Source organism: Sphingomonas sp. Ell38C01 (genome assembly GCF_055231975.1).
In genome coordinates, this window is sequence record NZ_JBUYVA010000001.1 from 1,527,182 (window position 1) to 1,540,507 (window position 13,326).

Sequence of the window (13,326 nt, forward strand, 5' to 3'; positions counted from 1 at the left end):
TCTCTCCGGGATTTTACGGGCATCCGTTTACCCTGAGCTTCTCCGAAGGGGGCTGTCTTTCTTTCAACCGCCGCAGAAGAAAGACAGGGCTTCGACAGGCTCAGCCCGAACGGGGTTGGGGTTCAAACATGCTGGCTCCTACCGCACGCCGACCGCCAGCGCATCCGGCCGGCGTGTGTCCGCGCTGCCGAGGAAGCGATCGCCGTCGATCATGATCGACTGGATGCTGCCCATCGTGTTCGACGCGCGGACCTTGTGGCCCTTCGCGACGAGCAGCGGCACGATGTCCGGCGAGAAGCCTTCCTCCAGCTCGAGCGGTGCGTCGCCGCCGCCCTGGTTGAGGCGCGGGCGTTCGGCGGCCTCGGCGATGTTGAGCCTGTGGTCGATCACGTTCGACAGCAGCTGGACCATAGTCGCGATGATGTAGCCGCCGCCGGGCGTGCCGGTGACGAGCCACAGGCGGTCGCCCTTGAAGACGATGATCGGGGTGATCGTCGAGCCGACGCGCTTGTTCGGCGCGGGGCGCGTGGCCCTGTCGCGGCGCGCGCGTTCGCCCCAGGCGAGGTTGCCGAGCGAGTTGTTGAGCAGCACCCCGGTGCCGGGCGCGACGACGTGCGCGCCGTAGGAGGCGGACAGCGTGTAGGTGTTGCTGACCGCGTTGCCGTCCTTGTCCGCGACCGAGAAGTGCGTCGTGTCCCTGCTTTCGAACGGATAGGGATTGCCGTCCGCCACGTCCTTCGCGCCGAGCGACGCGTCGGGGCGGATCAGCTTCGCGCGCTCGGCGGCATAGGCCTTGCTCGCGAGGCCCTTGGCCGGCGTTACCCAGTCCGGCCCGCCGCCGACGAGGCGACGGTCGGCGGACACGATCTTCATCGTTTCCGACAGCAGGTGCAGGTTGGCGACGCTGCCCCATTTCGCTTCACCGACCGGGAAGCGTTCGAGGATGTTCATCGCCTCCGCCACGCTGACGCCCGAGGCGGTGGGCGGCATGTAGGCGATGCGGTTGCCGCGATAGCTCGACCAGATCGGCGCGGTGACGATCGCGCGGTAGCCGGCGAGGTCCTGCGCGTCGATCACGCCGCCGCCCGCCTTGATCCCGGCCGCGAGCCTGTCCGCCACGGGGCCGGTGTAGAAGCCGTCGCGGCCCTTCGCGGCGATCGCCTTGAGCGTCGCGGCGAGGTCCGGCGCGCGGAACGTCTCGCCCGCGGCATAGGCGCTGCCGTCGGGCTTGAAGAACATCGCCGTGGCGGCGGGATCGTCCGCCATCGCCTTGCGCTGGTCGGCGTTCGCGGTCGCCTCGTCGTCGGACAGGACGACGCCCTTTTCCGCCATCGCGATCGCGGGCGCGATCAGCGTGCCCCAAGGGAGCGAGCCAAAGCGGCGATGCGCCTCCCACAGGCCCGCAACGGTGCCCGGCGTCGCGACGCCTTTCATCGAATAGCCCTTGGCGGGATCGAACTTGCCGTCCGCGCCGACGAGCAGGTCGGGCGTCGTGTGGCGGCTGGCCTGCCCGTAATAGTCGATCGCGATGTCCTGCGCCGGCTTCCCGTCCGTCGCCGCCATGTGGACGAGCATATAGCCGCCGCCGCCGATATTGCCCGCGCGCGGCAGCGTTACCGCCAGCGCGAACGCGGTGGCGACCGCGGCGTCCACCGCGTTGCCGCCCTTGCGCAGGATCGCGGCGCCGACCTCCGCCGCCAGCCTGTTCTGGCTGACGACCATCCCGCCGCGCGCGACGCCGGGCTTGTGGATCGAATCATATGCGACGATGTCGCCGCCGCTGGCCGGGCGCTGCGGCCCCTCCTCCTGCGCGACGAGCGGGGTGGCAAGCGCCAGGAGCGCGGCCGCGGCGACGAAATGCTTCATCAGAACGAGGCCCGGATGTTCGCGTACCAGTAGCGCGAATAGGGGTTGTAGAGCGAGCCGAGGAAGCCGTTCGAGCTGAGCGGCGGCTTTTCGTTCGTCAGGTTGCGCACCCCGAAGCGCGCTCGGTAGCGGCCCTGGCCCGCGGGCGCCTTGAAGCTGATCTGCGCGTAGAGATTGTACGTCATCCGGTCCTCGATCAGCCACGGTGCCCCGGCCGCGTCGATCAGCCCGGTATCGTCGACATCGCTGGTATAGCTGGTGAAGCCGCCCAGTTGCAGGAATTTGTACTCCCATGTCGCGGTGCCCGTCACCTTCCACGCGGGCTTGCCGTTCTGGCGGACGAGATCGCCCGCGTCGGCGATCGCGGTGCCCGCGTTGATCGTGCCCGCCGCGCGCGCGTCGATCAGCGTCTGGATCGCGGGCGAGGGCTGGAGGAAGAATTTGTCGAGATAGGCCGCGTTCGCGCTGAAGCTGAACCGCCCGATGCCGAAATCGGGCAGCCGCCAGTTGACGCCCAGATCGAGCCCGGCGGCCTCCTGCGGCAGCAGGTTCACGTAGCGATCGTTGACGAACAGCACGCGGCCTGCGGGCGTCAGGCCGGAACCTGCGAACAGCAGCACGTCGTCCGCGGTCGGCGCGGCGCGGATCACGTTGGGGTCGCTCTGCCCCTGCGTGCGCAGCAGATAGTCGTTGATGAGCGCGTTGCCCTCGCCGAACAGCCCGACGATTCCCTTCTGCTTCACGTTCCAGTAATCCGCGGTGACCGTGATCCGCCCGACCGCGTCGTCGAGGAAATGCGGCTCCAGCACGACGCCCGCGGACCAGGTGTTCGACGTCTCGGGCGCGAGATCGGGGTTGCCGGAGCGCTGTGCGGTCGTCGCGAACGCCTGGCTGCATGCGGCGAAATTGGCGATCTGGCGGTTGCGCAGTTGCGCCTCGCAGCGGACGTAGTCGGTGCGGGTGTTGGAGCGTGTGACGACGCGGGCGTTGATCTGTTCCAGATTGGGCGCCTTGAACCCCTGCGCGTACGAACCGCGCAAGCGGATGCCGTTGACGACGTCCCACGCTCCCGCGATCTTGGGCTTGGCGACGCTGCCGACATCCGAATAATGCTCGTAGCGGCCCGCGACCTGCAACTCGATGCGGCGGACCAGCGGGATGTGCATGTCCGGGCTGACCACGGGGATGGCGAACTCGAGATACGCCGCGGCGACGGTGCGGCGGCCGCTGGTGTCGGGCGAGGGGCTGGTGCCGACGAGGTCCGATCCGTTGACGAACCCGCTGATCGGATCGGTAAAGGTGATCGTGCCGTCGACGCGCCCGTCGCGATCGTCGTTCTGCGTCTCGCGGCGGATCTCGCCGCCGATCGCCATGCCGACGTCGCCGCCGGGAAGCGCGAAGAGCGACGCGGTCGATCCCTTCAGGTCCGCCATCGCCAGCGTCGACGTGCTGATTCGGGTGGACTTGATGCGGATCGCGTCGATCGCGGCGCGGCTGCTGAACGTGCCGTCGGCGCCCGCGGGGGCGGCGAGGTTGCCGCCGTTGAACGGGTTGTATGCGTCGGGCGTCGACAGCGCGAGCTGGCGCTGGAGCAGAGTCTGGCTGATCCCGTCCGACGTGTCGCGCACGCGCGCCTTCGAATAGAGCAGCGCGCTTTCCCAGTTGAGCCCCACCGCCTTGAACCGCACCCCGCCGAGCAGACGATACTGCGTGTTCTTCACCTCGACCACGTTCGGACCGACATCGGCGAAATTGTAGCTGGCGAGCGTGATGCCCAGCCCGGCGGCGGGCGCGTTGATTCCGGCCAGGCGGTTGGGATTGGCGACGCCGTTGATCGTCGTCGCGCCGAACGGGTTCCAGTAGTTGGTCGCCGGGATGACGAGTGGGCCGGACGAGAGCGTGCCCGTCGACGCCTGCACGCTGCGCGTGTTGGCGAGATAGTACCCCGCCTCGCCGAACAGCTCGACGCCGTCGGTCAGGTCGTAATGCCCGGTGCCGAACAGGTTGACGCGCTCGACCTCGGGGATGACCGAGGTGTTGAACGCGGCGGGGGCGTCGAAGCGCAGGTTGCGGTCCGCCGCGGCGGTGTTGACGCCGTCGTCGATACACAGGCCATTGCCGAGGCCGTTGACCGCGGTCGTCTGGCAGCCGGTATTGGTCAGCGGCTGGATGTGGAACTGGCCCGACGCGTTGGTGAGGATCGTCGTGCCCTGCCGCACCTGCACGTTGCCGACCGTCTGGAACGAGCCCCATGGCGTGATCGTGCTGCGCCCGTCGACCGAGGTGGAGCCGGCGAAGCGGGTGTCGACGAACAGCGGCGTCTTGTCCGCCGACGCGGTGTAGGACTGGTCGCGCGCGCCCTGCGCCGTACGATGATCGTAGCTGGCGTAGAGCGTGACGTTGCCGCGCCCGCCCAGATCGGTGCCGGCGAGCAGGTTGAGGTTCGCCTCGGCGAGGTTGCTGCCCTCCGCGAAGCCGGTCTGCGCCTCGAGCTGGAGGCCGGTATAGTCGGTCTTGAGCACGGTGTTCACCACGCCCGCCACCGCGTCCGACCCGTAGATCGCCGCCGCGCCGTCGCGCAGGATCTCGAGCCGCTCGATCCCGAACACGGGGATCGCGTTGGTGTTGTAGGTGAGGACGGGGACGAGATTGTCGTCGGCGCGGCTGGTCGGGTGGTTCACGACGCGGCGGCCGTTGAGCAAGACGAGCGTGTTGCCGACGCCCAGGTTGCGCAGGTTGACCGAGCCGACGTCGCCGCGCGCCGCGTTCGAGCTGTTGGGCAGGTAGCTCGAATTGAAGCTGACGTCGCCGAACTGCGGGATCGCGCGGAACAGCTCGTCGCCCGACACCGCCGCGGTCGAGGCGATCTCCTGCTGGCCTACGACGGTGACCGGGAGCGCCGCGGTCGCCTTGCTGCCCTGGATCTGGGTGCCGACGACGACGATGTCGGTCGCGGGCGCGGTGTCGTCGCCCGCTACCGCGTGCTCGGCGGCGGTGGTGGCCTGCGCGGTTCCTTCGGTCTGGGCGGGCGAAGGCGTCACCTGCACCAGCGCGGCGGGGCGCAGCGACGCCTCGCCGACGGGCACGATCCGCAGCGAGTGGGGGCCGGTGACGCGATAGGTATAGCCGGTCTTTGCGAGCAGCCGGTCGAGTGCCTGTCGCGCGGTGAAGCGGCCGACGAGGCGCTGGGTGGACACCGCGCCGATCGCGGGATCGGTGAAGATCAGCTGCACTCCGGTCTGCTTCGCGACGCGGAACAGCGCGCCGTCGAGCGGCCCGGCGGCCACGTCGACCGCAACCGCGCGATCCTGCGCGGCGACCGCGGGTGCCGCGATCACGATCGCGCAGGCGGACAGCCGCAGGTGAGACGTCTTCATGATTGGATCCCCCGATCGCGGCCCGTCCCCACGGGCCTCTCCTAGCCATTGACGCGAAACAATCGGTCAGGCGAACCCCCGAGACGCATTATTTTTCGCACGTGCGGCATAAACCCGACGCATGAGGCTTCGCTTTTGCGCCGACTGCGCGTCATAGTCGGCATGGGGCTGCGGGGGGCGACGACGATGGCGGAGGTACGGCGCGTGGAGGCGCCGCCGTTCGAGGGGGCGGCGTTCGCGACCTATCGCGCGGCGCTGCGCGCGTTCGTGGCGCGGCGGATCCGCGATCCGCAGGAGGTCGACGATCTGGTGCAGGAGGCGTGCGCCCGGCTGATCGCGACCGCGCGGGACCGGACGCTCGACGAGCCGCAGGCGTATCTCTTCCGCATCGCTGCGAACCTGATCGCGGACCGGCACCGCCGCGCGCACCCGGTCGAGCAGTTGGCAGAGGCGCATCACCCAGCGATTGCGCCCGCGCAGGAGGAGGCGCGGCTGGCGACCGATCTCCAGGCGGCGCTGGTGCGGGCGCTGGACGAGCTCAACCCGCGGGCGCGCGAAGTGTTCGTGATGCGGCGCTTCGACGAACTCGGCACCGGCGAGATCGCGCGGCGGCTGGGGCTGAGCACGCGGATGGTGCAGAAGCACCTCACGACTGCGGTGGCGCATCTCTATGACCGGCTGGGCCATCTGATGGAGCGCGGCGCATGACCGGGCCGCATCATCTGCGCGACCGCTCGCGCGCGGTGTTCGAGACGTGGCTCGACGGGCGCGGCGACGCGCTCCACCCCGACGATCGCGCCGAGGCGGCGGCGTTCTGGGGCTGGCTGGGCGAGCGCGAGCGGCCGGCTGCCCGCGTCGAGCCGGGGCGGCGCTGGCGCTGGCCGGCGGCGGCGGCGGCTGTCCTGCTCGCGGTGGCGGGATCGGTCGGGTGGATGCTCCACGCCGATCCGCAGGCGCCTGTCTCCGAACGCTATCGTACCGCGCATGCGGAGCGCCGCGTCGTCCGGCTGGTGGACGGATCGACGGTGACGCTGGCGGCGGACACGCAGGTCGACGTCGCCTACACCGCGGGCGAGCGCAGGCTGCGGCTGGTGGCGGGCGAGGCGCTGTTCGCGGTGGCGCACAACGCCGCGCGCCCGTTCATCGTCGAGACGACGCATGGTGAGGTGAAGGCGGTCGGCACCGCGTTCGACGTTTCGCTGGGCAAGGGCGAGGCCGACGTGACTGTCGTCGAGGGCGTGGTCCGCATCGCGCTTCCCGGCGGCGGCGGGGAAGGCGGCGAGCCGATCGTGAAGCTGGCGCGCAAGGGCGAGATCGTGGCGTTCGGGGTCGCGGCGCGCGGTGGCGGCAGCGTCGGCTTCATCAGCCAGTCGGCGCCCGCCGATATCGAGAGCGCGACCGCGTGGACGCGCGGGCAACTCGTCTTCCACGGCGAGCCGTTGTCGCAAGTGATCGCGACGATCAACCGCTACGCCACCGACCGCGTGGTGCTGACCGATCCGAACGCGGCGAACGTGCCGGTCTATGGCGTGGTCGACCAGGGCGACACCGCCGCGATCCGGGATCTGGTGGCGCATCCCGATGCGGTCGCGATCCGGGCGGGGGCGGGGCGGTAGCGGCTCCCCCGGGATGGATACGCGTTCGTTTAGCTCTTGAAACTTTCCACGATCGTCACCCCGGAACAAGTCCGGGGTGACGATGCCGCTGGCAACTCACCCCGCCAGCGGCATCCCGAAATCGGGCTTGGGCTGGTCGGGGGACAGCACCCAGCGATAGACGCGCTCGAGCATCGCTGCCTTGGAGTCCCACGCGAACACGCGCGCGCGAGTGCGCCCGGCTTCGGCCATCGCGTCGAGCATCGCGGGGTCCGCCGCCACCCGTTCGAGCACGGCCCGCAGCGACGCGACGATCGCGGCGCGGTCTCCCATCGGCAGCAGGAACGCACAGTCCGGGGAGGCGAATTCGGGCGGGCCACCATAATCGACCACGGCGGGCACCACGCCCATCGCCATCGCCTCCATCACCACCGCGCCGCCGAATTCGCGGATCGCGGGCGCACACATCACATCCGCGACCGCGAGTTCCTCCTGCACCTGCCGGTGATCGACGTCTCCCGCGAAGCTGACCGCGCCGCCTATTCCAAGTGCTGCGGCCCGCGCCTCGATCGGCGGGCGCATCGGCCCCGATCCGACGAAGCGCAGCGTCGCATGGCCCGAGGCGAGCAGGGATTGCGCGGCTTCGAGAACCAGGTCGGGCCCCTTGTACGGCACGAGCCGCCCCAGGAACGCGATCCGCAGCGGGCCATCGGCGCGGGGCCGGCGTTCGATCGAGAAACGGCGCGGATCGATTCCGTTCTCGGGCAGGTAGATCGCGCGTCCGGCGAACTGCGGCGGGTTGCGCGCGACCATGTCGCGGGAGCCCAGCAAAAGCGCCGCCGCATTCGCGCGCATCGCGGTCAGCCCGGGGACGAAGCGCGTGACGCCGCGCAGGTACGACATCCACTCGCCCTCCGCACGCCGCACGTCGGCATAGCCGTCCGGCCAGGGGAGCCCGCCGTTGATCGGGCCGACCACCAGCGGCACGCCGATGCTCGGCAGCCGGAGCGCGAGGACGCTCGGCTGATCCGGGCTGACGGGGACGATGCGGTGGACGAGATCGAACTCGCGCGCGACCAGCGCCGTGTGGAACCGTCGCCAGACGCGCCACTCGAACAGCGACACCGCGGGCAGCGACAGCGCCTGCCACACCCCCCAGCCGCGTTCGGATCTCCGGCCGAAGATCGCGTTGCGGATGCCCTCGCGCACGCGCTTCAACGGCGTGGCGTCGACGATCGTGAAGTCGCGCCCCTCGACCAGCCCGGCGCGAAGCAGCGGCGCGCGGCTTTCCGTCTCGGTCACGATGTGGACGTCGAGCCGGCGTCGCAGCGCCTCCGCCTGCGCCCACCCGATCAGCGCCGCGGCGCGGCCTTCGGGATCGCACGATTCGGCGACGAGCAGGACGCGCGGCGAAGCGGAACCGGTGGATGTCATTGCGGTCCGCGATGCGCCTCCCAGCCTCCGCGCGCAATCCCGTACACGCTCCGCCCGTGCCACCTCGGGAGCCCGGGCATCAGGCGAGATAGTCCCGCCAGGCGGCCTGCCCGATCACGTCGTACCGCGTCATCTCCGCGACCAGCGTGCGCAGTGACTCGACCCCGCCGAGCGCATCGGGGCGCAGCGGATCGCGGACGATCCGGCGGATCGCCTCGCGCCCCAGCCGCAGCGTGGTCGCCGCGACGGTGGCCAGCGGCTCGTCCGGGCTGGCCACGCGATGTGCCGCGAGCGCCGCGGTCAGTGCGGCGTGGCCGGCGTCCTCGCGAGTCTCGCGCCAGCTGCCGCGCAGCCCCGTCTCGCGCGCGGAGTCGAGATCCGCGACGCGGGCCAGGAACAGCGACCCCGCCGCACCCAGATCGGCGAGCGTCGCGCGGACCGCCGCCGTGCCGCCGATGCGATTGTCGGGGCGCATCCAAAGATTGGCCTCGATTTCGTCGAACCCCTCGAGATCGAAGGCGCGCAGCGTACGCCGCCACGCCGTCCGGTCCGCGCGCTCGGCGGCGCCCGTCACCGCGAGCAGCCACGCGCCGTCCCACGCCACCCGCCGATCGATCACGGTGCGCCAGCCGCGCAACCGCCGCACGATCGGCTCCGCCTGCGGGCCGCGTGCGTAGACGCCGCGCGCGACCTGAACGAGGCGGCCATCGGCGCGCAGCCGTGCGATCGCGGTGCGGATCCCCGTCGGCTCGATCCCGAACGCCGCGCCCGCCTTGACGAGTGCCGCGGTCGTCGCCGTCGGCGCATCGCCCCGCGCGACGAGGTCGAGCACGATCGTCCGGGCACCAGGGTTCGGCAGATCGATGATATGTTGCACTATTTGTCCAGATGCGACATGATAAGACACTAACCGATAGGATGTCCCGTGACGACCGTGCCCGATATGCCCGCGCGCCGGGTCAATCTCCACCGGCATCTGACGCCCGCCCAGATCCGCGCGGTCCGCGCGCGCTCGACGTGGCGGGGGGTGGGGATGATCGCGCATTGCTGGGCGGTGATCGCGGGGGCGATGGCGCTGGTCGCGTGGGCGCCCAATCCGCTGACGATCCTGCTGGCGATCGCGGTGGTCGGGTCGCGCCAGCTGGGGCTGGCGATCCTGATGCATGAGGGCGCGCATGGCGGGCTGGCGACGGACGCACGGATCAATCTGTGGCTCAGCCAGTGGCTGTGCGCCTATCCGGTCGGCGCGGAGACGCTGGCCTATCGCACCTATCATCTGGACCATCACAGACATGCGCAGACCGGGGCGGATCCCGACCTGCACCTGTCCGCCAAGTTTCCGACGACGCGCGCGAGCATGCGGCGCAAGCTGGTCCGGGACCTGACGGGGCAGACCGGGTTCAAGCAGCGCCGCGCGCAGCTTCGCGCTGCGATGGGCAAGCCGGGGGCACCTCTGTCCGGACGCGTGCGCCATTTCGTGCGCGCGCTGGGGCGGCCGATCGCGGTCAACGCGGGGCTGTTCGCGATGCTGGCGGCGGCGGGATATTGGTGGCTCTATCCGCTGCTGTGGGTCGTCCCGTTGCTGACGTGGCAGCAGGCGGTGACGCGGATCCGCAACATCGCGGAGCATGCGGTCCTGCCCGCAGGCGATCCGTGGCGCATCGCGCGGACGACGCAGGCGGGGTGGCTCGCACGCGCGTTCCTTGCGCCTTATTGGGTGAACTATCATGCCGAGCATCACCTGCTGCCCTACGTGCCCTGCTATCGGCTGAAGCGGCTCCACGCGATGCTGGCCGAGGCGGAGGTGGTCGAGCGGCTGGAGGTGCAGCCGGGATATGCGCCGACGCTGCGGATGGCGGCGGCGCGCGGCTAGGCGCGGCGGAGCAGCGACGCCAGCCCCGCGATGGGCACGAACCCCAGATGGCGGCGGATCGCCAGCGCGGTCGCGACGCTGCCCACCGCGATCGTCAGCGAGGTGGCGAGCGCGGCGCCCTCGCTGCCCCAGAGCGAGCCCAACACTGCGAGCGCCACCGCGAGCACGCAGAGCGTCGCGAGGTTGATCCGGCGCAGCGTCGCGGCATGGTTCGTCATCCCCAGCAGCTCCGATCCCGCGGTACAGCACACCGCCACCGCCTGGCCGATCATCAGCAGGCGCAGCGTCGGTGCGGCCGCCTCGAACCCGTGACCGACCAGCCCGAGCAGCGGTGCGGGAAAGGCGAGCATCGCCGCGATCGGCAGCACCGCGAGGACGATGACGAACGCGATCGCCTGCGCCGCCGCCCGGCGCAGCGTTTCCATGTCGCCGCGCGCATAGAGCTGCGCGAAACGCGGCGCGCTGATCGCCGCGATCGTGCCGACCAGCAGGTTGATCGCCAGCGCGATCCGCCATGCGACGGCATACAGCCCGACCGCCGCGTCGCTGGCGACGACGCCCAGCACGAGTGCCGGGGCATAGCCGAGCAGCAGCTGGACCATCTCGGTCGAGAACAACGCGATCCCGGTCGCCAGCAGCGGTTCGGGCGGCGAGGCGGCGGACGCGTCCGCGCGCGGCAGGCAGCGGTGGAGCAGGACCAGCGCGATGACGGCGTTGACCGCGGTCGCCGCCGCGATCAGCAGCAATGCGCGCTCGATGTCGAGCAGCACGAATATCGCCCCCAGGCAGAAGAGCGTCGGCCACAGCCAGCTATACACCATCAGGCTGAGCCCGAGTCGATGGAGCCCGGCGAGCGCACCGCCCGCGATCACGCCGATCGTCAGCGGCAGTACCGTCGCCGCGCCCAGCGCGAAGGCGCGCGCGAGTTCGGGCTTGCCGACGACATGCACCGCGAGCGGCTGCGCGAGCAGCAGGATCGCCGCCATCGTCGCCAGCGACAGCGGCACCGCGATACGAAACGCACGCGCGACCGCGGCCCGCGCCGCGGCGGGGTCGCCCCGTTCGATCGCGCGCGCGATCGAACGGGTCAGCGCGCGATCGATGCCGACGCGGCCGAAGCTGGCAGCCAGCATCATCAGGCTGAACGCGATGTAGAACCCGCCCGCCGCCGCGACCCCGAGCTGCGCGGCGACGATCAGGTGGAAGGCATAGCGGCTGGGCAGGTCGATCAGGCGTACGCCGGTGCTGACGATCTGGGTCCACACCACGCTGCCTCTCAGCGCGCGGAACCGGGCGAGCGCGCCCGTCATCGGTGCGCCGACAGGCTTTGGGCCGACAGGGCCTGGAGCGTCTCCAGATAGACCACATCGTAGCGACGGCGGATGGCGGAGCCGTTGAAATGATGATCGGCGTGCGCGAACACCGCGATCCGCGCGGGCGCGAACGCGGCGATCGCATCCTCGCCGCCGAGCTGCGCGCGGACCTCGGGCAGGCCGGGATCGTCGTCGCTGAACAGGAACAGCGTGTGGACTCCGCGGTCGGCCAGCGTGCGTATCTGGCGACGCGCGCGCAGGTGCGCGGGATCGTGCCCGCGCCGCGCCAGCCGTCGCAGCCGAAGCGCCATAGCCCCGCGCGCGCGCCGCGCGAGCGCCGCGCTCACCCCGCCGATATCGACCTGCCCCAGCACCACCCGGCGCACGCCGCCGGCGCGGATCGCGCGCCAGTAGGATCTCAGCGTGCGCTTGGGCGGCGGGGCGACCCCGCCGGTTTCCGCCAGCGGGTCCCAACCGATCGCGGGCATGTTGACCAGGAGCGTGCCGACGATGCGCGCGTCGGCGAGCGCGGCGTGATACGCCATCTCCGCGCCCGAGCAGAGTCCGCTGGCGATGATGCCGCCCGGCGCGATCGCGGCGAGCGCGTGGACCCCCGCGATCGCCTCCGCCAGCCGCGCGGGATCGGAGAAGGGACGACCCCGCCCTGCCGCGCACGGGCTATCTCCCATCCCGGTCAGGTCGAGGCGCAGCGACGCGAAGCCGTGCGCGGCGAGCCGGCGCGCGAGCGGCACCTGCGCGCCGCCATTGCCGATATGGTGGCTGCTGCCCTCGTGCAGCATCAGTGCCGCGACCGGGGCGGGTGGTCGGTCGCGCGGGCGGCAGAGGATGGCGAAGGTCGCGCCGTAGGGGCCGAGGCGGAGCGGGCGTTCCTCGACGTCTTCGGCAAGAACAAGGTGGTCGGCGATCGGGACCGCGCAGGTAGCGGAGACGTCGGCACGTGCGGGCAGCGCCTGTACCCAGCGCACGGTCGCGGCGAAGGTGGCCTCCGGCACCACATGCGTCGTCGGATCGCGCATGAAGGCGGGATAGTCGGCGAAGGCGTGTTCGGTCAGCGGGGTGCCGGCGTCGCGCCACGCGGCGACGAGCGCGGCGGTGCGCGGGTTGGCGTGGTGCGGCGCGATCAGGACCGGCACCGCGGGCGCGGGCATCGTCGCCATGTCGAGTGCGCGGATCCCGTCGCGCAGCGCCGCGCTCCAGTGGAAGCCGTTGGTGTTGAGCGGTGCGGCGGAGGCGGCGGGCGGAACCGGATCGAGCAGCGCGAGCGGCGAGAACCGCACCGACACGCCCAGATCGCGCATATACTGCGCGCCCGACAGGATCGGCGCGAGCATCGCGACGCCTGCCACCCCCTCGATCTCGCCAAGCGCCGCGATGGACAGAGTCGCGCCTGCCCTGAGGCCGCACAGCACGACCGCGCCGACGCCGGCTTCCTGCCGCAGCGTATCGACCGCGCAGGCGATGTCGGCGATCATCGTTTCGACCGACAGGTCGGCCGGTGCGCTGTCGCCGGTGCCGCGATAGTCGAACCGCAGCGTCGGCACCCCCACGGCGGCGAACCGGTCCGCGAGCAGCATCATGCCATAGCGCGTGCAGACTTCCTCCTGCGCCAGCGCGCCGCAGATCACGACACCGGTCGCGGGGCCGGTGGCGGCGGAGCGGGGCGCGACGTGAAGCCAGCTAAAGCGCCCGTCGAAATAGAGTGCGCGCATTCGTGCGGGCGCGGCGGTCATCGTCGTGCTGGCGGTCATCGGCGGGCGCCGGGGGATGGTGCCGAAGCGTCGACCGGGCGGACGAGCACGGTGCGGGGGAGAACGGCGGTCGTCACGCCGTCGGGTGTAGGTCCCGTC

Annotated in this window: 9 protein-coding genes; 3 read left to right on the forward strand and 6 right to left on the reverse strand. The window is 71.1% G+C overall.

The window, feature by feature from the left end; all coding sequences use genetic code 11:
- Positions 1-138 precede the first annotated feature (138 nt).
- Together ggt and ACV7NO_RS07255 are read right to left on the reverse strand one after the other, a co-directional pair.
- The gene (ggt, locus tag ACV7NO_RS07250) at positions 139-1,866 is read right to left on the reverse strand and encodes a gamma-glutamyltransferase (protein WP_463405331.1); all 1,728 of its coding nucleotides are present in this window, start codon (positions 1,864-1,866) and stop codon (positions 139-141) included.
- Positions 1,866-5,243: a TonB-dependent receptor gene (locus tag ACV7NO_RS07255; protein ID WP_463405332.1), complete on the reverse strand. Its 3,378-nt coding sequence runs from the start codon at positions 5,241-5,243 to the stop codon at positions 1,866-1,868. The genes ggt and ACV7NO_RS07255 overlap by 1 nt, the downstream gene beginning before the upstream one ends.
- A 162-nt stretch (positions 5,244-5,405) precedes the next feature.
- Here ACV7NO_RS07255 and ACV7NO_RS07260 point away from each other — a divergent pair, with 162 nt between their 5' ends.
- Positions 5,406-5,951 carry an RNA polymerase sigma factor gene (locus tag ACV7NO_RS07260; RefSeq protein ID WP_463405333.1) on the forward strand — a complete coding sequence of 182 codons (546 nt, stop codon included), beginning with the start codon at positions 5,406-5,408 and terminating at the stop codon, positions 5,949-5,951.
- The gene (locus ACV7NO_RS07265) at positions 5,948-6,859 is read left to right on the forward strand and encodes a FecR family protein (RefSeq protein ID WP_463405334.1); all 912 of its coding nucleotides are present in this window, start codon (positions 5,948-5,950) and stop codon (positions 6,857-6,859) included. The genes ACV7NO_RS07260 and ACV7NO_RS07265 overlap by 4 nt, the downstream gene beginning before the upstream one ends.
- Before the next feature lie 96 nt (positions 6,860-6,955).
- Here ACV7NO_RS07265 and ACV7NO_RS07270 read toward each other — a convergent pair whose 3' ends face one another.
- Both ACV7NO_RS07270 and ACV7NO_RS07275 read right to left on the reverse strand, forming a co-directional pair.
- Positions 6,956-8,272: a glycosyltransferase family 4 protein gene (locus ACV7NO_RS07270; RefSeq protein ID WP_463405335.1), complete on the reverse strand. Its 1,317-nt coding sequence runs from the start codon at positions 8,270-8,272 to the stop codon at positions 6,956-6,958.
- Between the two features lie 79 nt (positions 8,273-8,351).
- Complete coding sequence (locus ACV7NO_RS07275) at positions 8,352-9,149, reverse strand: type IV toxin-antitoxin system AbiEi family antitoxin domain-containing protein (RefSeq protein ID WP_463405336.1); 798 nt, start codon at positions 9,147-9,149, stop codon at positions 8,352-8,354.
- A gap of 48 nt (positions 9,150-9,197) precedes the next feature.
- Here ACV7NO_RS07275 and ACV7NO_RS07280 point away from each other — a divergent pair, with 48 nt between their 5' ends.
- The gene (locus tag ACV7NO_RS07280; protein WP_463405337.1) at positions 9,198-10,145 is read left to right on the forward strand and encodes a fatty acid desaturase family protein; all 948 of its coding nucleotides are present in this window, start codon (positions 9,198-9,200) and stop codon (positions 10,143-10,145) included.
- On the opposite strand, the gene ACV7NO_RS07285 is transcribed toward ACV7NO_RS07280, so the two are convergent.
- Together ACV7NO_RS07285 and ACV7NO_RS07290 are read right to left on the reverse strand one after the other, a co-directional pair.
- Positions 10,142-11,455, reverse strand: a complete 1,314-nt coding sequence (locus ACV7NO_RS07285) for an oligosaccharide flippase family protein (protein ID WP_463405338.1) — start codon at positions 11,453-11,455, stop codon at positions 10,142-10,144. The two genes, ACV7NO_RS07280 and ACV7NO_RS07285, sit on opposite strands and share 4 nt — an antisense overlap.
- Complete coding sequence (locus tag ACV7NO_RS07290; protein WP_463405339.1) at positions 11,452-13,227, reverse strand: serine aminopeptidase domain-containing protein; 1,776 nt, start codon at positions 13,225-13,227, stop codon at positions 11,452-11,454. The genes ACV7NO_RS07285 and ACV7NO_RS07290 overlap by 4 nt, the downstream gene beginning before the upstream one ends.
- Positions 13,228-13,326: the final 99 nt, after the last annotated feature.